20 protein-coding genes are annotated in these 19,147 nt (G+C 68.0%); 12 read left to right on the top strand and 8 right to left on the bottom strand.

Annotated elements, in window-relative coordinates; genetic code table 11:
* Window positions 1–29: 29 nt before the first annotated feature.
* Genes OXR60_RS12855 through OXR60_RS12840 form a run of 4 tightly spaced genes read left to right on the top strand, consistent with a single transcriptional unit; the run spans window position 30 to window position 3,852 of the window.
* Window positions 30–800, top strand: a complete 771-nt coding sequence (locus tag OXR60_RS12855; RefSeq protein WP_267396310.1) for an exonuclease domain-containing protein — start codon at window positions 30–32, stop codon at window positions 798–800.
* 54 nt (window positions 801–854) lie between these two features.
* The gene (locus OXR60_RS12850) at window positions 855–2,366 is read left to right on the top strand and encodes a sensor histidine kinase (RefSeq protein ID WP_267396309.1); all 1,512 of its coding nucleotides are present in this window, start codon (window positions 855–857) and stop codon (window positions 2,364–2,366) included.
* Window positions 2,363–2,809, top strand: coding sequence for a response regulator (locus OXR60_RS12845; RefSeq protein WP_267396308.1), 447 nt, complete (start codon window positions 2,363–2,365; stop codon window positions 2,807–2,809). Before OXR60_RS12850 ends, OXR60_RS12845 begins: the two co-directional genes overlap by 4 nt.
* A complete protein-coding gene (locus tag OXR60_RS12840) occupies window positions 2,806–3,852 on the top strand; it encodes a response regulator (RefSeq protein ID WP_267396307.1) in 1,047 nt (348 codons plus the stop codon). The genes OXR60_RS12845 and OXR60_RS12840 overlap by 4 nt, the downstream gene beginning before the upstream one ends.
* Window positions 3,853–3,917: 65 nt before the next feature.
* Here OXR60_RS12840 and OXR60_RS12835 read toward each other — a convergent pair whose 3' ends face one another.
* Window positions 3,918–4,661 carry a methyltransferase gene (locus OXR60_RS12835; protein WP_267396306.1) on the bottom strand — a complete coding sequence of 248 codons (744 nt, stop codon included), beginning with the start codon at window positions 4,659–4,661 and terminating at the stop codon, window positions 3,918–3,920.
* A 51-nt stretch (window positions 4,662–4,712) separates the two neighbouring features.
* On the opposite strand from OXR60_RS12835, the gene OXR60_RS12830 reads away from it, so the two are divergent.
* Window positions 4,713–5,594 (top strand): oxygenase MpaB family protein, encoded by an 882-nt coding sequence (locus OXR60_RS12830; protein WP_267396305.1) that lies wholly within the window; start codon window positions 4,713–4,715, stop codon window positions 5,592–5,594.
* A 3-nt stretch (window positions 5,595–5,597) separates the two neighbouring features.
* Here OXR60_RS12830 and gyrB read toward each other — a convergent pair whose 3' ends face one another.
* The 5 genes from gyrB to OXR60_RS12805 form a co-directional block, all read right to left on the bottom strand.
* The gene (gene gyrB, locus OXR60_RS12825; protein ID WP_267396304.1) at window positions 5,598–8,126 is read right to left on the bottom strand and encodes a DNA topoisomerase (ATP-hydrolyzing) subunit B; all 2,529 of its coding nucleotides are present in this window, start codon (window positions 8,124–8,126) and stop codon (window positions 5,598–5,600) included.
* Window positions 8,127–8,225: 99 nt separating this feature from the next.
* On the bottom strand, window positions 8,226–8,786 hold the full coding sequence (locus OXR60_RS12820; protein ID WP_267396303.1) for an OmpA family protein: 561 nt from the start codon (window positions 8,784–8,786) through the stop codon (window positions 8,226–8,228).
* A gap of 84 nt (window positions 8,787–8,870) precedes the next feature.
* The gene (gene recF / locus OXR60_RS12815; RefSeq protein WP_267396302.1) at window positions 8,871–9,926 is read right to left on the bottom strand and encodes a DNA replication/repair protein RecF; all 1,056 of its coding nucleotides are present in this window, start codon (window positions 9,924–9,926) and stop codon (window positions 8,871–8,873) included.
* 103 nt (window positions 9,927–10,029) lie between these two features.
* Window positions 10,030–11,145, bottom strand: a complete 1,116-nt coding sequence (dnaN, locus tag OXR60_RS12810; RefSeq protein WP_267396301.1) for a DNA polymerase III subunit beta — start codon at window positions 11,143–11,145, stop codon at window positions 10,030–10,032.
* Window positions 11,146–11,266: 121 nt separating this feature from the next.
* Window positions 11,267–11,923, bottom strand: a complete 657-nt coding sequence (locus tag OXR60_RS12805) for an outer membrane beta-barrel protein (RefSeq protein WP_267396300.1) — start codon at window positions 11,921–11,923, stop codon at window positions 11,267–11,269.
* A 138-nt stretch (window positions 11,924–12,061) separates the two neighbouring features.
* Between OXR60_RS12805 and OXR60_RS12800 the strand changes: the two genes are divergently transcribed.
* From OXR60_RS12800 to OXR60_RS12785, 4 genes are all read left to right on the top strand, one after another.
* On the top strand, window positions 12,062–12,724 hold the full coding sequence (locus OXR60_RS12800; RefSeq protein ID WP_267396299.1) for a histidine phosphatase family protein: 663 nt from the start codon (window positions 12,062–12,064) through the stop codon (window positions 12,722–12,724).
* Window positions 12,721–13,194 carry an invasion associated locus B family protein gene (locus tag OXR60_RS12795; protein ID WP_267396298.1) on the top strand — a complete coding sequence of 158 codons (474 nt, stop codon included), beginning with the start codon at window positions 12,721–12,723 and terminating at the stop codon, window positions 13,192–13,194. The genes OXR60_RS12800 and OXR60_RS12795 overlap by 4 nt, the downstream gene beginning before the upstream one ends.
* Window positions 13,195–13,314: 120 nt before the next feature.
* Window positions 13,315–14,523, top strand: coding sequence for a 23S rRNA (adenine(2503)-C(2))-methyltransferase RlmN (gene rlmN, locus OXR60_RS12790; protein ID WP_267396376.1), 1,209 nt, complete (start codon window positions 13,315–13,317; stop codon window positions 14,521–14,523).
* Entirely contained in the window at window positions 14,516–15,274 is a 759-nt protein-coding gene (locus tag OXR60_RS12785) for a sulfite exporter TauE/SafE family protein (RefSeq protein ID WP_267396297.1), read from the top strand. The genes rlmN and OXR60_RS12785 overlap by 8 nt, the downstream gene beginning before the upstream one ends.
* A 132-nt stretch (window positions 15,275–15,406) precedes the next feature.
* Here OXR60_RS12785 and OXR60_RS12780 read toward each other — a convergent pair whose 3' ends face one another.
* Window positions 15,407–16,030, bottom strand: a complete 624-nt coding sequence (locus tag OXR60_RS12780) for a flavin reductase family protein (protein ID WP_267396296.1) — start codon at window positions 16,028–16,030, stop codon at window positions 15,407–15,409.
* A 22-nt stretch (window positions 16,031–16,052) separates the two neighbouring features.
* Here OXR60_RS12780 and OXR60_RS12775 point away from each other — a divergent pair, with 22 nt between their 5' ends.
* From OXR60_RS12775 to OXR60_RS12765, 3 genes are read left to right on the top strand one after another with little or no spacing between them, the layout of a single operon-like run.
* Window positions 16,053–16,760, top strand: coding sequence for a cytochrome b/b6 domain-containing protein (locus OXR60_RS12775; RefSeq protein ID WP_267396295.1), 708 nt, complete (start codon window positions 16,053–16,055; stop codon window positions 16,758–16,760).
* A complete protein-coding gene (locus tag OXR60_RS12770; RefSeq protein WP_267396294.1) occupies window positions 16,757–17,500 on the top strand; it encodes a molybdopterin-dependent oxidoreductase in 744 nt (247 codons plus the stop codon). The genes OXR60_RS12775 and OXR60_RS12770 overlap by 4 nt, the downstream gene beginning before the upstream one ends.
* A gap of 57 nt (window positions 17,501–17,557) precedes the next feature.
* Window positions 17,558–18,781 (top strand): cyclopropane-fatty-acyl-phospholipid synthase family protein, encoded by a 1,224-nt coding sequence (locus tag OXR60_RS12765; RefSeq protein ID WP_267396293.1) that lies wholly within the window; start codon window positions 17,558–17,560, stop codon window positions 18,779–18,781.
* Between the two features lie 6 nt (window positions 18,782–18,787).
* Here OXR60_RS12765 and OXR60_RS12760 read toward each other — a convergent pair whose 3' ends face one another.
* On the bottom strand, window positions 18,788–19,147 hold the full coding sequence (locus tag OXR60_RS12760) for an EF-hand domain-containing protein (protein ID WP_267396292.1): 360 nt from the start codon (window positions 19,145–19,147) through the stop codon (window positions 18,788–18,790).

Raw genomic sequence — 19,147 nt, 5'->3', positions numbered from 1 at the left:
AACGCCTCTCATGCCCCATCTGGAGTGCAATGCGCTCTCCCACCCGGCCCACGCCCCAGATCGTCCGCGTCATCGACCTCGAAACCACCGGCAGCGCGCCGCCCGCGCACGGCGTGTGCGAGATCGGCTGGCAGGATGTCGCGCTGCAGGCCGATGGCCGCTGGGAGCTGGAGGGGGACGGCGGATCGATCCTGGTCAATCCCGGTCGCGCGATCCCGCCGGTCACCCAGGCGATCCACCATATCTCCGACGAGGACGTCGCCGAGGCACCGTGGTGGCATGACGTCGCGCGCCGCGTGCTCGACCCCTACCCGCGCCGCGTCGCGCTTGCCGCGCATCGGGCGGATTTCGAGCAGCAATTCTGCACCGCGGCGCTGACCCATGGCGCCGAGTGGATCTGCACGTGGAAATGCGCGCTGCGGATGTGGCCGGGCAGCCCGAGCTTCTCCAACCAGGTGCTGCGCTACTGGCGGCGGCCCGAGGGGATCGACCAGCAGCGCGGCCTGCCGGCGCACCGGGCGTTCCCCGACGCCTATGTCACCGCCTTCCACCTGCGCGACCAGCTCAACGAGGCGGGGCTGCCGCAGCTGATCGAATGGTCACGAGATCCCGGGCTGATCCCGCGGGTGCGCTACGGCCCGGATCGCGGCAAGGAATGGCGCGAGCTCGATCATGAGACGCTGATGGGCTTCCTCACCGATCGCGATCCCGACATCCGCTTTACCGCCAATCACGAGATGGACCGGCGGCGCGGCGGCGGCAGCGTCGGCAAGGCGGGAGCCCAGGACCTGCTTCTATAGAGGTTTAGGCAGCAACACTGGCCAGTTGTCCAATCCTGTCCTAAAGCGCCCTTCGTGCTGCGTACCGTCAGGAACCACTTCGTCGTCTCCGAAGAGCGCTTCAGCCGCGTGCTGGTGTCGTTCATGGTTCTGGGCTTCGCCGCATTGGTGGTGGCGGGCATCGCCGCCGCCTGGGTGACCGGGCAGAACCAGGACCATAGCCGCTGGGTCAGCCACACCTATGAGGTGGAGGTCGCGGTCGCCAATGCGCAGCGGCTGGTGGAGCAGGGCGAGGCGTCGCGGCGCGGCTATCTGCTCACCGCCGACCCTGCTTATCGCACCGCTTATAGCCGTGCGCAGTCGGCACTCGGCCCGGCGCTTGATCGAATCTCGACGCTAACCGAGGACAACCCCCGCCAGATCGCGAATATGAGCGCGCTGCGCCGCTCGATCGGCGCGCTGCTCACCCAGCGTAACCGGACGATCACCCTGGTCGATGCCGGCCTCACTCCTGCCGCCGATGGCCTGTTCGCCAAGGAAGCCAGCGTGCGGCGGCTGACAGCAATCCGCCAGCGCTTCACCGGAATGGCGGACGAGGAACGCCGGCTGCTGACGATCCGCGACGATGCCCAGCGGCTTAGCATCAAGGCCTTCTATACGATCCTCTTGATCGCGGCGGCGCTGCTGCTGCTGGTCGCGCTCGCCTCGTTTGTCACGGTGCGCCGGTACACGGCGAACCTCACGGCGTCGCGGGACCGCCTGCGCAGCTTCAACGAGCGGCTCGAGGCAAGCGTCGCCGAGCGCACCGCCGATCTCTCGCGTGCCAATGAAGAGATCCAGCGCTTCGCCTATATCGTCAGCCACGATCTGCGCTCGCCGCTGGTCAATGTGATGGGCTTCACCGCCGAGCTCGAAGCCGCGACCGCGCCACTCGCCGAACTGGTCGACCGCGCCGAGGCGCAATGTCCCGAGATCGTCACCGACGAGGCGCGGCTGGCGGCGCGCGAGGATCTGCCCGAGGCGATCGGCTTCATCCGCACCTCCACCCAGAAGATGGACCGGCTGATCAACGCCATCCTCAAGCTGTCGCGCGAGGGCCGCCGCGTGATCACGCCCGAGCCGCTGGCGACCGACGCCATCGTCGAGGCGATCGCCGGATCGATGCAGCATGTGCTCGACGACCGCGGCGTGACCCTCACCATCGCGCGGCCGCTGCCGACGCTGACCACCGATCGCGTCGCGCTCGAGCAGATCCTCTCCAACCTGATCGAGAATGCGACCAAATATCTCAAGCCGGGGCGCGCCGGCGCAATCCACATCTCGGGCGAGGAGACGCGCGGCCGGGTGATCCTGGCGGTCACCGACAATGGCCGCGGCATCGATCCGCGCGACCATGAGCGCATTTTCGATCTGTTCCGCCGCTCCGGCCAGCAGGACCAGCCGGGCGAAGGCATCGGCCTCGCCCATGTCCGCGCGCTGGCCTATCGCCTCGGCGGCACCATCGACGTCGAGTCGCAACTCGGCGAAGGCTCCACCTTCCGGGTCAATCTTCCCAAGCAATTCGAAGTGCAGGAAAAACGATCATGAACGCTCATCAAACCGTCGGCATCGTGATGATCGAGGACGATGAGGGCCATGCGCGCCTCATCGAGAAGAACATCCGCCGCGCCGGCATCCTCAACGACATCAAGCATTTCACCGATGGCACCCAGGCGCTCGAATTCCTGTTCGATGCGCCCGACGGCCCCGCCAAGAACGGCCCGGCGCTGGTGCTGCTCGATCTCAACCTACCCGACATGAGCGGCACCGACATCCTCACCCGGATCAAGGCAGAGGGCAGCCCGCTCAAGCGCACCCCCGTCGTGGTGCTGACCACCACCGACGACAAGGTGGAGATCCAGCGCTGCTACGATCTCGGCTGCAACGTCTACATCACCAAGCCGGTCAATTACGAAAGCTTCGCCCAGGCGATCCGCCAGCTCGGCCTATTCCTGTCGGTGATCCAGGTGCCCGAAGTCGAGGATCAGTGAGCGACACCGCCGCGCCTCTTCCCAGCGTCCTCTACATCGATGACGATGCGGGCATTCGCCGGCTGGCGAAGCGCGCGCTGGAGCGGCGCGGCTATCGGGTGACGCTGGCCGAAAGCGGCAGCGACGGCGTGGCGGCGGCCGCCGCCGAGCGGTTCGAGCTGATCGCGGTCGACCATTACATGCCGGGCATGGACGGCCTCGAGACGCTGGAACGGCTGCACGAACAGGGCGACACGCCGCCGGTGGTCTATGTCACCGGCTCGGAAGAAGGCCGCATCGCAGTCGCCGCGCTCAAGGCGGGCGCGGCCGACTATGTGGTCAAGACGGTGGGCGAGGACTTCTTCGACCTGCTTGCCGCGACCTTCGAACAGGTTCGCACCCGCGCGGCGCTGGAACATGGCAAGGCGGCGGTGGAGGCGGACCTGCGCGCCAGCAACGCCCGGCTCGAGGCGCTGCTCGGCGAGGTCAATCACCGCGTCGCCAACTCGCTGCAGCTGGTGTCGGCGATGGTGCGGCTGCAGGCGAGCGCGCTCGGCGACCCGACCGCGCGGGCGGCGCTCGACGACACCCAGCGGCGGATCGGGGCGATCGCGCAGGTTCACCGTCGGCTCTATTCGGCCAATGACGTCGAGAGCGTCGACATGCAGGAATATCTCGGCTCGCTGGTCGACGAACTCGCCGAGACACTGTCGAGTGATTCGGCGCCGCACGCGTTGCGGCTGGTCGCGGACCCGATCCGGCTGTCGACCGACAAGGCAGTGTCGCTCGGCGTGATCGTCACCGAACTCGTCACCAACGCGTGCAAATATGCCTATCCGAACAGCGCCGGCGAGGTGCGGGTCGCGCTGCGCCGCGAGGATGGCGACGTGTTCCTGCTGGTGGTCGAGGACGATGGCTGCGGCATTGTCGTCGATGCCAGCCCCAAGGGCACCGGGCTTGGCACCAAGCTGATCCGGGCAATGGCGCAGAGCCTGCAGAGCATCGTCGAATATGAGCCGCGGGCGCAGGGCTGCCGCGCCGTGCTGCGCGCGGCAATGCACTAGGCATCAACGGTGACCGTGGCTCGTGGTCCTGGGCTCCTGCCGACGCAGAAGCCCAGGCGCGCCGCTTACGGCTTGCGGAACTTGTAGACAAACTGATCGGTGCGGCCGCGGATCGCGGGATCGAACACCTTCTGGCTGTGGTCGTCCGCCGCGTTGCGCAGCACCGGCGATTCGCCGACGAAGCGGAAGCCGGCGCTTTCCACCTGCTGCCGGACCGCGGCAGGATCGATGCGATGGGTAGTCGCGGTGTTGGCAAGGCCACGGCCTGCCGCATCGGCATGGTCGATCACCACATAGGTGCCGCCCTTTTTGAGCAGCTTGAACACCGCGGCGTTGAACGCGCGCAGCGCCGGCTCGCCACCGCCGCCATTGGGGATGTCGTGATAGTTCTGGACGGTCCAGAACAGGTCGACCGGCACGGGCGCGGTCGGCAGGTCGGTTGCCTGGACCTCGGCGGTGAGATTGGCGAAGCCGCGGCCGCGCAGCGCCGGCAGCGCCTTGTCGGCATATTTGCCGCCCGAGGCAGGCCATAGCGCGTAGACATGCCCCTTGGCGCCGACGACGCCGGTGAAGATCCGCGTCCAATAGCCTGCACCCGGCAGGTAATCGATCACCGTGTCGCCCGGCTTGACGCCCGAGAAGGCAAGCACCGCGGCGGCCTGGCGCCGGGCGTCGTCACCCTGCTGGTCGGCTCGCGCCGGATCGGCCAGTGCCTTGGTGATTGCGGGACTCACCGCCGGGCGCGATTGCGCCATGCCTGCCGTGGCGATCGCCGCCGCTGCCACTGCCATCATTCCGATCATGCGCATGCTTGCTCTCCCGTCGCTGGTTTCCCCTCCAGGAAACACTAGGTGGGAAGCATGAGCGATTTGCGTGACACGATCCAGAGCCAGGTGCACCGGCTGGTCGGCTTCGGCGACGGCGGCGTCGACCTGACCCGGCCGCCCGGCGACGACGGGCTGTTCGGCCCGGAATCGGCGGCGTGGAAGATCCACGGCGATTTCACCGCGATGATGGCCGGTGGCGTCTCGGCATTGCTGCTGCAGATGCTCCATCCCGGCGCGCTTGCCGGGGTATGGGATCATTCCAACTTCCGGCGCGACATGCTCGGGCGGTTGAAGCGGACCGCACAGTTCATCTCGGGCACCACTTATGGCGCCACCGCCACCGCCGAGGGGCTGATCGCGCGGGTGCGGCGGATCCACGACGCGGTGGCGGGAACGCTGCCGGACGGCACGCCCTACAGCGCCAACGATCCGGCGTTGCTGACCTGGGTGCATGTCGCCGAAGTATCGTCCTTCCTTGCCGCCTACCGGCGCTATCGTGATCCGGCGCTGCCGCCCGCCGAGCAGGACCGCTATCTGCGCGAATATGCGACCATCGCCGAGCGGCTCGGCGCCACCGACGTGCCCCAGAGCCGCGCGGCGCTCGACGCCTATATCGAGGCGGTGCGGCCGCAACTGCGCGCCGATCACCACACCCGCGAGGTGTCACGGGCGCTGATCGGGCAGCAGCCGGCGAGCCTGGCGATGGCGCCGGCGCAGAAGGTGCTGATGGAAGGCGGGATCGATCTGCTGCCCGGCTGGGCGGCGCGGATGCACGGGCTGGACCGGCCGTCGTTCGGGCGGCCGGCGGTGCGGGCGGGGGTGGCCGGAATCGGCACGGTGCTGCGCTGGGCGTTGCGCGACGGCTCGGCCAAGCGGACGGCGCGGGAGGGCGGCAGCCCCCCTCCCGCGCCGTAACGGTCAGACGTCCAGGTTCGCGACGTTGAGCGCATTGTCCTGGATGAACTCACGCCGCGGCTCGACCACTTCGCCCATCAGCTGGGTGAAGATCATGTCTGCCGCCGACACGTCGTCGGAAGTGACGCGGAGCATGGTGCGGTTGGAGGGATCGAGCGTGGTTTCCCACAGCTGATCGGCGTTCATCTCGCCCAGACCCTTGTAGCGCTGGATCGCGAGGCCCTTGCGCCCCGCGGCAAGGATCGCGTCGAGCAGCTGCGACGGCCGCGCCACCAGCGTCTCGCCGCGGGCGATCGTGGTGGTATTGCCTTCCTCGTCGGTTGGGGTGACGTCCTCGGGCAGCGGCGCGGCGGCCATGCCCTTCAGCGGCACCAGCTTGCCCGCCTGAACGAAGCTTTCCGCCTGCTCGGCCGAGAGCGTGTGGAGCTTGCGTGCCTCGGCGCTGGCGAGGAAGGTCGCCTCGATGATGTGGTGATCGGTGACGCCGCGCCACAGCCGCTCGAAGTGGATGCCGCCATCCTCGGTCAGCCGGGCGGACCAGGTCGCATCGTCGTCACCCGAATCGAGCCGGCGCGTGACCTCGGCGACGGTCGCCTGCCGCTGCTCGCGGGTGAAGGTGGGGTCGAGCGCGCCGCCCAGCGCCAGCACCTCGATGATCGCCGGATCGTAGCGCCGCGGCACGTAACGCATCAGCGAGCGCATGCGCCGGGCATGATCGGCAAGATGCTTGAGATCCGCGCCCGAGCGCGGCCCCGACGGCGCCTCGAACACCATCGAGCCGACGCCGGCATCGACCAGATAATCGTCGAGCGCGGCATCGTCCTTGAGATAGACCTCCGAACGCCCGCGGGTCGCCTTGTACAACGGCGGCTGCGCGATGAAGAGATGACCGCGCGCGATCAGCTCGGGCATCTGCCGATAGAAGAAGGTGAGCAGCAGCGTGCGGATGTGTGCGCCGTCGACGTCGGCGTCGGTCATGATCACGATCTTGTGGTAGCGCAGCTTGTCGGCGTTGAACTCGTCGCGGCCGATGCTGGTGCCCATCGCCTGGATCAGCGTGCCGATCTCGCGGCTGGCGATCATCCGGTCGAAGCGCGCGCGCTCGGTGTTGAGGATCTTGCCGCGCAGCGGCAGGATCGCCTGGAAGTGGCGATCGCGGCCCTGCTTGGCCGAGCCGCCGGCGGAGTCACCCTCGACCAGGAACAGCTCGGACTTGGCCGGGTCCTTTTCCTGGCAGTCGGCGAGCTTGCCGGGCAGCGAGGCGATGTCCATCACCCCCTTGCGGCGGGTGAGCTCGCGGGCACGCTTGGCAGCCTCGCGCGCCGCCGCGGCGTCGATGATCTTGCCGACGATCGACCGGCCGTGCGCGGGATTCTCCTCGAGCCAGGCGGCCATCTTGTCGGCCATCAGCGATTCGAGCGGCTGGCGCACCTCGGACGAGACAAGCTTGTCCTTGGTCTGCGAGCTGAACTTGGGATCGGGCAGCTTGACCGAGACGATCGCGGTGAGGCCCTCGCGCATGTCGTCACCGGTGAGGGTGACCTTCTCCTTCTTCAGCAGCCCCGACTTTTCCGCATAATTGTTGAGCGTGCGGGTCAGCGCGGCGCGGAACGCGGCGAGATGGGTGCCGCCGTCGCGCTGGGGGATGTTGTTGGTGAACGCGAGGACGTTCTCGTAATAGGAGTCGTTCCACTCGAGCGCGACATCGATCGTCACATCGTCGCGGGTGCCGCTGATCGCCACCGGCTCGGGCATCAGCGGGGTCTTGGCGCGATCGAGGTATTTGACGAAGGCGGCGATCCCGCCCTCGTAATAGAGCTCCACCGTCTTGCTGTCCTCGTGCCGCGCGTCGGTGAGGAACAGGCGCACGCCCGAGTTGAGGAAGGCGAGCTCGCGGTAGCGATGCTCGAGCTTGTCGAAGTCGAACTCGGTGATCTTGAACGTCGCCGGACTCGGCAGGAAGGTGACGCGGGTGCCCTTCTGGCCCTCGGTCGCGGGGCCGACCACCTTGAGCGGTGCCGCGGCATCGCCGTGGATGAAGCGCATGTAATGCTCTTCGCCGTCGCGCCAGATAGTGAGATCGAGATGCTCGGACAGCGCGTTGACCACCGAGACGCCGACACCGTGGAGGCCGCCCGACACCTTATAGGCGTTGTCGTCCGAGGTATTCTCGAACTTACCGCCGGCGTGAAGCTGGGTCATGATGACCTCGGCCGCCGAGACGCCTTCCTCGGGGTGGATGCCGGTGGGAATGCCGCGGCCGTTGTCGGTCACCGACACCGAGCCATCGGGATTGAGCTGGATGTCGATGCGGTCGCAGTGACCCGCCAGCGCCTCGTCGATCGCATTGTCGCTGACCTCGAACACCATGTGGTGGAGGCCCGAACCATCGTCGGTATCGCCGATGTACATGCCCGGACGCTTGCGTACCGCGTCGAGCCCCTTGAGCACCTTGATCGAGGAAGCGCCATATTCGTTGGCGTTGGGCGCCGAGGGCTGCTCGGCGTCGGAATTCTGCGGGTCTGTTGCCATGCCCAGCATATAGGCATTTCGCCCGCGAAACGGAAGGAAAATGGGGTGCGGGGCCACCCCCGCCCCCTGCGTGGAGGGTGAGGGTGGCCTGCCTATCCGTCAGCCCGCGAATTCGGCGGCACGGCGGCCGAGCAATGTCACCTCGACGCGGCGGTTCTGGCGCATCCCGGCGGGGGTATTGTTGGTCGCGACCGGGCTGCGCTCGCCATGGCCGGCGACGATGAACCGCGCCCGCGTCACGCCCATCGCATCGAGCGCGCTGCGCACGCTAGCGGCGCGGCGCTCGGACAAATCCTGGTTATGGGCGTCGGATCCGCGCGAATCGGTAAAACCGTCGATCGCGACGCGAACACCGGGATTGTGGCGCAGATAGCCGGCGAGCGGGCGCAGCCGATTGACCGCACCGGGGCGGAGCACGTCGCTGTCGGTGGCGAACAGCACGTCTTCGGACAGGGTCAGCATCGCGCCGCGCGGGGTCTGGCGAAAGCCATAGTCGTGCATGCCGCGGCGATCCCAGCCGTTATCCTCGACGACGGTGCGCCGCTCGACCACGACGACCCGGTCATGACCGCGGTGATCCTGGGCCTGGGCGCTGCCGGCGAGACCGGCGGCCAGCGTGGCGGCGGCGATCAGCATCGGCTTGAACACGGTCTTGGTCATTGATTGTCCTCCATCGCCCGCCCCGGCCGGCGTCAATGCCGTCGGCGCCGTGAACGATCCGTGACCACCGCCGACAGCCGCGGTTCAGCCGAGCGCGACCCGGGTCGCGCCGGCGCCGACCTCGGCGAACAGCGCTTCCTCGGTGCCGGTGATCCATACCTGCTCGTGGCCGGCGAGCCGGGCAAACAGGGCGGCGCGGCGCGCCGGATCGAGATGGGCGGCGACCTCGTCGAGCAGCAGGATCGGCGCACGGCCGATCCTGGCGGCGACCAGTTCGGCATGGGCGAGGACGATGCCGAGCAGCAGCGCCTTCTGCTCGCCGGTCGACGCCAGCGCCGCCGGCTGCCGCTTGCCGAGGTGGGTCACCGCGAGGTCGGCGCGATGCGGCCCCACCAGGGTACGGCCCGCGGCGGCATCGCGCGCGCGGCCTTGGCGCAGCTCGACGGCGAGCTGCCCCGCCTCCCCCGCCCAGCCGTGCAGCGCCAGCCCGGCACGCGCGAACGGCCCTTCAGGCTGTTCGGCCAGCTGGGCGCCGAGCAGATCCACCGCGGCCTGCCGCGCCGACGCCACGGCGGCACCATGGTCCGCCATCTGCGCCTCGAGCGCTGCAAGCCAATCGGGGTCGGCAGGCTCGTCCTGCGCGAGCAGGCGATTGCGCGCGCGCATCGCCGCCTCGTAGCGCGCGGCATGGCGGGCGTGGCCGGGATCAAGCGCGAGGGTCAGCCGATCGAGGAAGCGGCGGCGCTCGCCGGCGGGTTCGACGAACAACCGGTCCATCGCCGGGGTCAGCCACAGCACGGTGAGCCATTCGGCCAGCGCATTGGCGGTGGTGGTGGCGCCCTGGATGCGGACCTGCCGCCGCTCGGGGCTGGCGGCAAGCGTGCCGGTCGCCAGCTCGACCGGATCGTCGCCAACCGCGAGCGTCGCGGCGACGCCGAAGCCGCCGGGGCCGTCCTGGCGCGCCATGTCCGACAATGCGGCGCGGCGGAGCCCGCGGCCGGGGGCGAGCAGCGATACCGCTTCAAGGATGTTGGTCTTGCCCGCGCCATTCTCGCCGGTGAGCACCACGAAGCCGCGGTCCGGCGCCAGCACCAGGCCGGGGTGGTTGCGAAAGTCGGTGAGGACGAGGCGCGACAGCATCGCTGTTCGCCTAGCAGGATGAGAACGGGTTGCGCGCGCGAATCTTGCAGATGCTCATGACACCCTGCGTCACCCCGGCTGTTGCCGGGATGACGAGGAGACATCAGACGCGCATCGGCATCAGCACGTAGAGTGCCGGCGCCTTGTCGTTCTCGCGGATCAGCGTCGGCGCGGCGGCATCGGCGAGGTGGACCTCGACGGTGTCGCTGTCGATCTGGCCGAGGATGTCGAGCAGATAGCGGCTGTTGAAGCCGATCTCGAACGGCATCGAGGTATATTCGCCCGGCACTTCCTCGGCGGCGGTGCCGTTTTCGGGGCTCGTCACCGACAGCGTGATCTTGTCGCGATCGAGCGCCATCTTGACCGCGCGGGTCTTTTCGGTGGCGATGGTCGAGACGCGGTCGACGCCCTCCTCGAAGCTGCGCGGATCGAGCTTCAGGATCTTGTCGTTCCCAGTCGGGATCACGCGGCTGTAATCGGGGAAGGTGCCGTCGATCAGCTTCGAGGTGAGGATCGCCTGGCCGAGATCGAAGCGGATCTTAGTGCCCGACAGCGACACGCCGACCGAGCCATCGACCTCGTCGAGCAGCTTGCGCAGTTCGGCGACGCATTTGCGCGGCACGATCACGTCGGGCATCGTCTCGGCGCCCGACGGCCGCGGCAGGGTGACGCGGGCAAGGCGATGGCCGTCGGTGGCCGCGGCCTTGAGCACCGGCTCGGGACCATCCTCGGCGACATGGAGGAAGATGCCGTTGAGATAATAACGCGTCTCCTCGGTGGAGATGGCGAAGCGCGTCTTGTCGATGATTTGCTTGAGCGTCTCGGCGGGGAGCTCGAACTGCGTCGGCAGCTCACCCTCGGCGATCACCGGGAAATCGTCACGCGGCAGCGTGCCGAGCGAGAAGCGGGCGCGGCCGGCGACGATCGTCATCCGCCCTTCCGCGGCGGTGAGCTGGACCTGGCTGCCATCGGGCAGCTTGCGCGCGATATCGAACAGCGTGTGCGCCGACACCGTGGTCGAGCCCGCCTGGTCGACCGCGGCGAGGATCGATTCGTTGATCTGCAGATCGAGATCGGTCGCCATCAGCCGCAGCTGGCCCTCGGCGGTCGCCTCGAGCAGCACGTTGGACAGGATCGGGATGGTGTTGCGCCGCTCCACCACGGACTGGACGTGGCTCAGCCCCTTGAGGAGTGTCGCGCGTTCGATGGTCGCCTTCATCAATATCCCCCAACCCCCGAGTCCGGGGCGTAATCGCCCTTGTTCCTACCCATGAAGAAGGGGTCGGAGCAAGCGCCCCGACCCCTCTCCCGATTCCGGTAAACGCCGCGTTAACGGCGGCTCAGAACCTGATGCCGTAGCTGGCGACGATCTGGTGGCGATCGGTGTCGACGTCGAAGCGGCTGCTGGTGGCGCCGTCGGCGTAATCGATCTTGCCCTTCTCGTAGTTCGAATAGCGATATTCGAGCTTGCCGTAGGTGTGGCCGCTGAATGCGCGCTCGACGCCCGCGCCGACGCGCCAGCCATCGAGCTTGAACGAATTGTCGGTGGTGGTGTCGGTGTTGCCCGCGAGCACGTTGAGCTTGGCGTTGGTATAGCCGCCCTTGACGTAGAGCAGCGTGTTGGGCGTGACGATCACGCCGGCGCGGGCGCCGACATAGAGGTCGCGACCCGCCTTGACGCGGCCGTAGCCGAAGTCTTCGGTATAGTCGTTGCGGCTGCTCTTGGCGGTCGAGCCGGTGATCTCGCCCTCGGCACCGAGCACGACGCCACCGACCGCGACGTCATAGCCGACGCCGCCGCCGTACAGGAAGCCATCGGTCTTCTGGTCGTTGCGGCCGTTGTCATTGTCCTCGCTGCTGCCGGCGACGAGGTGATCCCAGCCGATCGTGCCCTCGACGCGCGGGCCGGTGAAGGTGGGGTTGGTGGACTGGGCGAGCGCCGGCGTGGCGGCGAGGGCGGAAGCGGCCAGCAAAACGGCCACGGAAAGCTTACGCATACAAGAACTCCATTGGTTACGCCTCCCGAACACAGGGGAGATCGGCTAAATGGGCGTGTCCGCGGCCGGTTGCATGAACCTCAGCTAAACACGGAAAAGCGTTGCTTTTACGCCACAGGGGGTTGAAACCGCCGGGCCATGGACCACCCGCCGCTGGCCCCTACCCGCCCCCAGGATCGCCGCGGCCGCGACTTCATCGCCCGGCACGGCGAGACGGTGTTCAATGCCGCCGGCCGGCTGCAGGGCGATCATCCCCACACCCCGCTGACCCGCGCCGGCTTTGCCCAGGCGGACGAGATCGGGCGGGCGATGCGCAACCTGCTCGGCGCCAGGCCCGCGCTGACGCTATGGGCGTCGCCGACCGGCCGCGCGCTGCAGACGCTCGCGATCATCGCCGAGCATCTCGGGCTCGACTGGCATGGCGCGCGCACCGACCCGCGACTGGTCGAGATTGACATGGGCAGCTGGGGCGGCCGCTATTATGCCGAGCTCGCCGCCGAGGTCGGGCCGGTGGTGGTACCCGGCGGACTGCTCACCCCCGCGCCCGACGGCGAGACCTATGGCGAGATCGCCGCGCGCACGGCGGCCTGGCTGGCCGATACCGATCATCTTGATGGCGACCGGCTGGTGATCATGCATGGCATCTCCAGCCGGGTGCTGCGCGGGGTCATGACTCGCGCCGCACCGCATCCGGCGTTCGCCGCACCGATCGCCTCGAGCCTGCCGCAGGGATCGCTGGTGATGATCGAGCACGGCAGCGAGCAGCTGGTGCATCGCGGCACCGGCCACGCCCCGGCATGAGAGCGGCGCTGGCGCTGCTGCTGGCCGCCGTCGCGCCGGCGGCGTCACGCGACACGATCGGCGTGTATCAAGGCTGGGGTGCGTTTCGCGATGCGACGCCGCACCGCTGCTTTGCGATCGCGCGGCCGATCGCGGCGGGCGGGCGCAGCACCGGCTTTGCCAGCATCGCCACCTGGCCCGAGCGGGGGCTGCGCGAATCGCTCCACATCCGCCTCAGCCGCGAGCGCGATCGTGCCGCCGGTGTCACGCTGACGGTCGGCGAGCGGCGGTTCGAGCTGGTCGCCAACAGCCGCGATGCCTGGGCCGCCGATGCGCCGAGCGATCGCGCGCTGGTCGCCGTGTTGCGATCGGGCCGGAGCATGAGCATCGAGGCGGTGGCCGCAGGCGGACGGCCGTTCGCCGATGTCTACGCGCTTGCCGGTGCGGCGACCGCAATCGACGCCGCGGCGTTGGCGTGCGTGGGGCATTAGCGATCCGTCACCGCAGCGAGGGGGTCCGGTGCGCGCTGGCGCCTGAGAGGCCAAAGTCCGCTGGCATGACGGATGTGGCGACGGGATGGAATTTTTGCCGATCTCTGCTATATGGCCGCGATGCTCACAGTGTCGACGCCGCCGATGCCCATCCCCGGGCACATCGATCCCGTGCCCGTTCCGCGGGCGCCAAGCCTGCGCGAGGACGGACGGGTCGACCTGATCGGGCTGACCAAGGACCAGCTGCGCCAGGCGCTGCTCGATGGCGGCATGGAGCTGAAACAGGCTAAATTGCGCGCCAAGCAGATCTGGCATTGGCTCTACAACCGCGGCGCCACCGAGTTCGCGTCGATGAGCGACATCTCCAAGACCATGCACCCGTGGCTGGAGCAGCGGTTCGTGATCGGCCGTCCCGAGGTGATCGAGGCGCAGGTTTCCACCGACGGCACCCGCAAGTGGCTGCTGCGCTCGCCCGACGGGCAGGACTATGAGGCGGTGTTCATCCCCGACGCCGATCGCGGAACCTTGTGCGTGTCGAGCCAGGTCGGCTGCACGCTCAACTGCCGCTTCTGCCACACCGGGACGATGCGGTTGGTGCGCAACCTCACCGCGGGCGAGATCGTCGGCCAGGTGATGCTCGCGCGCGATGCGCTCGGCGAATGGCCGTCGCAGCCCGAGGGCCGGATGCTCACCAACATCGTGATGATGGGGATGGGCGAGCCGCTCTACAATTTCGATGCGGTGCGCGACGCCTTGAAGCTGGTGATGGACGGCGACGGCCTGGCGTTGTCGAAGCGGCGGATCACGCTCTCCACCTCGGGCGTGGTGCCGATGATGGCACGTGCCGGCGAGGAGATCGGCGTCAATCTCGCGGTGTCGCTTCATGCCGTCACCAAGGAGGTGCGCGACGAGATCGTGCCGCTCAACAAGAAATACGGGATTGAGGAGCTGCTCCAGGCCTGCGCCGACTATCCCGGCGCCAACAACGCCCGGCGGATCACGTTCGAATATGTGATGCTCAAGGACAAGAACGATTCGGACGCCGAGGCGCACGAGCTCGTCCGCCTGCTGCGCAAGTATCAGCTGCCCGCCAAGGTCAATCTGATCCCGTTCAACCCCTGGCCGGGCGCGACCTACGACACCTCGACGCCCGAGCGCGTGCGCGCCTTTTCCGACATCGTGTTCCAGGGCGGGATCTCGGCACCGGTGCGCACCCCGCGCGGGCGCGACATCGACGCCGCCTGCGGCCAGCTCAAGACCGCCGCCGAGAAGAAGAGCCGCGCGCAGATGGACCGCGAGGCCGAGGAGAAGATGGCCGCGCTTGGCTGAGTGGCTGGCGGCAGGGCTGGCCGGCGGCGCGGGGCTGGTGGGCGGCGCGATGAACGCGCTCGCCGGCGGTGGCTCGTTCGCGACCATGCCGACGCTGATCGCGCTTGGCCTGCCCTCCACCCACGCCAATGCGACCAGCAACGTCGCGGTCGAGCCCGGCGCGATCGCGAGTGCCTGGGCCTATCGTGACGGTCTGACGCCGCTCTCGGGGGTGGGCGTGCGGACGCTGGCCGCGATCACCTTCACCGGCGGCCTGGCGGGCAGCCTGCTGCTGGTGCTGACCCCGCCGAGCGCGTTCGACGTGATCGTGCCCTGGCTGCTGCTCGCCGCGACGATCGCGATCGCGCTTGGCCGCCGCGCTGCCGACTGGCTGCATAGCCGGTTCGCCGCGGGGCCGCGCACGCTGGTCGCCGGTCAGGCGCTGCTCGGCATCTACGGCGGTTATTTCGGCGGCGGCATCGGCATGATGCTGACCGCGATGTGGGGGCTGCTGACCGGCAAGGAGCCGGCCGAGCTCGCCGCGCTGCGGACGCTGATGCTCGCCACCGCCAATGCCGCGGCGACCTTGGTATTCGTCGCGACGGGGATGGTCGGCTGGGCCTTGGGCGTGCCGATGATGGTCGGCTCGATCGCCGGCGGCTATCTCGGCGCGCTGCTCGGCAAGCGACTGTCGCCGGGGGTGATCCGCGGCTGGACCCTGCTGGTGACGATCGTCACCACGATCGTGTTCTTCTGGCGGGCTTATCACTGACCAGCAAGCGCATCCCTCACTCGCGTCATCCCTTCCGCTCGTGCTGAACCTGTCGAAGCACTGCGAGGCGCATGCCCTTCGACCAGTGCAGGGCGAACGGATCGGTTCGTATCAACGATTAGGTTGCTCTGCTCACGCCCCCGGCCGGCCCATTTTGAACAGCGCCTCCTCGGTAATCTCGAAATAATCCGCGGGGCCACCGCCGCGGGTGATCGGGCGGGCGCGCGCGGTCTGGTAGACGCCGTCGTCGATCATCGCGGCGTCGATATGGATACCGACGGCCTCGCCGATCACCAGATATTGATCGATCAGCGCGCCCTCCTTGTCCTGGAGCTGGATCAACTGGGTGAGCTTGCACTCAAATGCCGCGGGGCTCGCCGCCACCCGCGGCGGTGCGACCAGGCGTGACGGCGCCGCCTCGATCCCCGCCAGGGTGAATTCGTCGACGTCCGGCGGCACGATCGCCGCGCTCGCGTTCATCGGTTCGGCGAGCGCACGGGTCGCGAGATTCCAGACGAACTCGCCGGTGGCGCGGATGTTGGCGACGCTGTCCTTCATCCCGACGGATGAAAAGGCGATCAGCGGCGGGCGGTAGCTGATCAGGTTGAAGAAGCTGTAGGGCGCGAGGTTGCGCACCCCGCTGGGCGATACCGAGCTGATCCAGCCGATCGGGCGCGGGGCGACGATCGCGTTGAGCGGATCATGGGCGAGGCGATGGCCGTCGCGCGGCTCGTAAAAATGCCATTCGGTGTTCATGCGAACTTTGCTAGGCGGGTGCATGCCCGCCGCCAAGCCCGGAACGCTGATCCACCGCCACGCGCTCTCGACGCGGCTGTGGCATTGGCTCAACGCCATCGCGATCGTCATCCTGCTCGGCTCGGGGCTCGGCATCTCCAATGCCCACCCGCGGCTTTACTGGGGACGCTATGGCGCCAACTTCGACGCCGCCTGGGCGCAGCTGCCGCATTTCCCCGCCTGGATCACCATCCCCGGCAGCTACAATCTCGCCATTTCCCGGCGCTGGCATCTGTTCTTCGCCCTGGTGCTGGCATTCGGCCTGCTCGCGTTCATGGTCGCGAGCCTGATCAACCGCCACATCCAGCGCAACCTCAGGCTGCGCGCAGCCGAGCTGGCACCTGCCCATCTTGCCGAAGACGTGCGCGATCACCTCGCCTTCCGCTTCCACGATGCCGATGATCCCGGCGCCTACAACACGCTGCAGAAGCTATCCTACGTGCTGGTGATCTTCGGCGCGATCCCGCTGATGATCTTCACCGGCCTGGCGCTGTCGCCGGGGATGGATGCGGCCTGGCCATGGCTGCTCGAGCTGTTCGGCGGCCGCCAGTCGGCGCGCTCGCTGCACTTCATCGCCGCTGCGCTGATCGGCGGCTTCACCGTGGTCCATCTCGCGCTGGTGATCCTCGCCGGCGTTGGCAACGAGCTGCGCTCGATGGTCACCGGCTGGTGGAAGGTCCCTTCGGCATGATTGCGCGGCGCAACTTGCTGGTCGGCGGCGCGGGGCTGCTGCTCGCCGGCTGTGACCGGGTGGTGCAGATCCCCGCGGCGCGCAGCATCCTGTTCAAGGGCGAGGACATGCAGCGCGGGCTGCAGCGGGCGCTGATGGACCGCGGCGCGCTCGCGCCCGAGTTCCGGCCCGACCAGATGTCGCCGATCTTCCGCGCCAACGGCACCCACGATCCGGGGACACCGGCCTATGCGGCGATGGTCGCAAATCAGTTCGCTGATTACCGGCTGCAGGTGCGCGGGCTCGTCGATCGGCCGCTCTCGCTCAGCCTCGCGCAGCTTGCCGCGATGCCGGCGCGCTCGCAGATCACCCGCCACGATTGCGTGGAAGGGTGGAGCGCGATCGGCCAGTGGCAGGGGCCGCTGCTCGGTACATTGCTCAAGGCCGCGGCGATGCGGCGCTCGGCGCGCTATGTCGTCTTCACCTGCGCCGACCTGTTCAACGGCACGCCTTATTACGAGTCGATCGACACGGTCGACGCCTTCCACCCGCAGACCATCCTCGCGCTCAAGATGAATGGTACGCGGCTCGGCGTGGCGCATGGCGCACCGGTGCGGCTGCGCGTCGAACGCCAGCTCGGCTACAAGCACGCCAAATATGTGATGGCGATTGATGCGGTCGCGAGCCTCGACGGCATCGGCAAGGGCAAGGGCGGCTATTGGGAGGACAATGTGGATTACGATTGGTACGCCGGCATTTGAACCATTGCGGCCGATGCGGGCTAGCATCATTCCGTACCACTCGTTAGCAGACGCCGCATGGCGCTGATCGATCGTTTCCTCGCCCGCTTCGTCAAGCGCGGGCAGCTTACCGTTACCTACGCAGACGGGTCCATCAAGAGCTTCGGGCAGCCGGACGCGGCCTTCACCGATGTCGCGATCCGCTTCGCCGATCGCAGCGTGCCGGGGCGGATCGTCCGCCACCCGGCGCTGGGCGCGGCCGAGGCGTTCATGGATGGCACGCTGATCATCGAGCGCGGCGACGTGCGCGACCTGGTCAATCTGCTCAAGGGCAACACGCCCTGGGAAGACGGCGGCGGGCTCAACCCGTCGCTGCCGATCAAGCTGCTCGACACGGTCGTCCACCGGGTCGACCGGGTCAACATGGCGCGCCGCTCCAAGAAGAACGTCGCGCATCACTACGATCTGTCGGACCGGTTGTACGACCTCTTCCTCGACGCCGATCGCCAGTACAGCTGCGCCTATTTCACCGATCCCGCCAACAGCCTTGAACAGGCGCAGGCCGACAAGAAGGCGCATATCGTCGCCAAACTGGCGATCGGGCCCGGCATGCGCGTGCTCGACATCGGCTGCGGCTGGGGTGGCATGGCGTTATACATCCATGCCAAGACGGGTGCCGAGGTGCTCGGCGTCACCCTATCCGAGGAACAGCTAAAAGTCGCCCGCCGTCGCGCCGAGGACGCCGGCGTCGCCGACAAGGTCACGTTCGAGCTGATCGACTATCGCGCGCTCACCGGGCGCTTTGACCGGATCGTTTCGGTCGGCATGTTCGAGCATGTCGGCCCGGCGCACTACAAGGCGTTCTTCCGCAAGTGCCGCGAGCTGCTCACCGATGACGGCGTGATGCTGCTCCACACCATCGGCCGGATGGGCGGTCCCGGTGTCACCGATACCTTCACCACCAAATATATCTTCCCGGGCGGCTACAATCCGGCGCTGTCGGAGATCGTGCGCGGCTATGAAGGGCTGAAGCTGTTCCCGACCGACATCGAGGTGCTGCGCGTGCATTACGCGCTGACGATCGACCATTGGTATGATCGCACCGTGACCGCTAAGGACCAGATCGTCGCTTTGTACGACGAGCGATTCTATCGGATGTGGACCTTCTACCTGGCCGGTGCGGCGGCCGCGTTCCGCACCGGGGGCATGGTCAATTACCAGATCCAGCTGTCACGCAGCCGGCTCACCCTGCCGCTCACCCGCGACTATATGATCGAGGGTGAGCGCGCGTTGCGGGGCTGACGGCCGCTATTTGCGCGGCGCGGCAGGGCCGGCGGCGCCGCGTTGCGCGGCCTGGCGGCGGACCATCGCGGCGAACAGCGATTGCGCCTCGGGTTCGGTGACCTTGCCGTCCTTGTTGAGATCGGCGCTGGCGAACCACAGCTCGGCAAGACGCTTGGCGTGGACCGGGTCCGGACGCCGACCCTTCACCGCCATCCCTGCGGTGCGAACCTGCACCTCGCTGCGGCTGAGCACGCCATCCTTGTTGGTATCGGTCGCGGCGAATTCCTTGCGGAACAGCGCGATGTCGTTGGCGCTCAGGCTCTGCGCCGCGGCAGGATAAGCGCCGCCGAGCGCGAGCAGCAGGACAAGCGGGGTACGGACCAT

The sequence above is a fragment of the Sphingomonas sp. GC_Shp_5 genome, from assembly GCF_026540855.1.
Classification (GTDB): domain Bacteria; phylum Pseudomonadota; class Alphaproteobacteria; order Sphingomonadales; family Sphingomonadaceae; genus Sphingomonas.
The sequence above is the reverse complement of the archived record's forward strand: the minus strand, read 5'-3'. Positions and strand labels throughout refer to the sequence as shown.

What these genes read in the sequence shown, in the direction of transcription:
- rlmN (WP_267396376.1), top strand. Translation starts at nt 13,315, where the DNA reads ATGCTCACAGTGTCGACGCCGCCGATGCCCATCCCCGGGCACATCGAT.
- OXR60_RS12835 (WP_267396306.1), bottom strand. Translation starts at nt 4,661, where the DNA reads ATGCGCATGATCGGAATGATGGCAGTGGCAGCGGCGGCGATCGCCACG.
- OXR60_RS12775 (WP_267396295.1), top strand. Translation starts at nt 16,053, where the DNA reads ATGCCCGCCGCCAAGCCCGGAACGCTGATCCACCGCCACGCGCTCTCG.
- OXR60_RS12800 (WP_267396299.1), top strand. Translation starts at nt 12,062, where the DNA reads ATGGACCACCCGCCGCTGGCCCCTACCCGCCCCCAGGATCGCCGCGGC.
- OXR60_RS12770 (WP_267396294.1), top strand. Translation starts at nt 16,757, where the DNA reads ATGATTGCGCGGCGCAACTTGCTGGTCGGCGGCGCGGGGCTGCTGCTC.
- OXR60_RS12805 (WP_267396300.1), bottom strand. Translation starts at nt 11,923, where the DNA reads ATGCGTAAGCTTTCCGTGGCCGTTTTGCTGGCCGCTTCCGCCCTCGCC.
- OXR60_RS12795 (WP_267396298.1), top strand. Translation starts at nt 12,721, where the DNA reads ATGAGAGCGGCGCTGGCGCTGCTGCTGGCCGCCGTCGCGCCGGCGGCG.
- dnaN (WP_267396301.1), bottom strand. Translation starts at nt 11,145, where the DNA reads ATGAAGGCGACCATCGAACGCGCGACACTCCTCAAGGGGCTGAGCCAC.
- OXR60_RS12855 (WP_267396310.1), top strand. Translation starts at nt 30, where the DNA reads ATGCGCTCTCCCACCCGGCCCACGCCCCAGATCGTCCGCGTCATCGAC.
- OXR60_RS12820 (WP_267396303.1), bottom strand. Translation starts at nt 8,786, where the DNA reads ATGACCAAGACCGTGTTCAAGCCGATGCTGATCGCCGCCGCCACGCTG.
- OXR60_RS12830 (WP_267396305.1), top strand. Translation starts at nt 4,713, where the DNA reads ATGAGCGATTTGCGTGACACGATCCAGAGCCAGGTGCACCGGCTGGTC.
- OXR60_RS12780 (WP_267396296.1), bottom strand. Translation starts at nt 16,030, where the DNA reads ATGAACACCGAATGGCATTTTTACGAGCCGCGCGACGGCCATCGCCTC.
- gyrB (WP_267396304.1), bottom strand. Translation starts at nt 8,126, where the DNA reads ATGGCAACAGACCCGCAGAATTCCGACGCCGAGCAGCCCTCGGCGCCC.
- OXR60_RS12765 (WP_267396293.1), top strand. Translation starts at nt 17,558, where the DNA reads ATGGCGCTGATCGATCGTTTCCTCGCCCGCTTCGTCAAGCGCGGGCAG.
- OXR60_RS12760 (WP_267396292.1), bottom strand. Translation starts at nt 19,147, where the DNA reads ATGGTCCGTACCCCGCTTGTCCTGCTGCTCGCGCTCGGCGGCGCTTAT.
- recF (WP_267396302.1), bottom strand. Translation starts at nt 9,926, where the DNA reads ATGCTGTCGCGCCTCGTCCTCACCGACTTTCGCAACCACCCCGGCCTG.
- OXR60_RS12845 (WP_267396308.1), top strand. Translation starts at nt 2,363, where the DNA reads ATGAACGCTCATCAAACCGTCGGCATCGTGATGATCGAGGACGATGAG.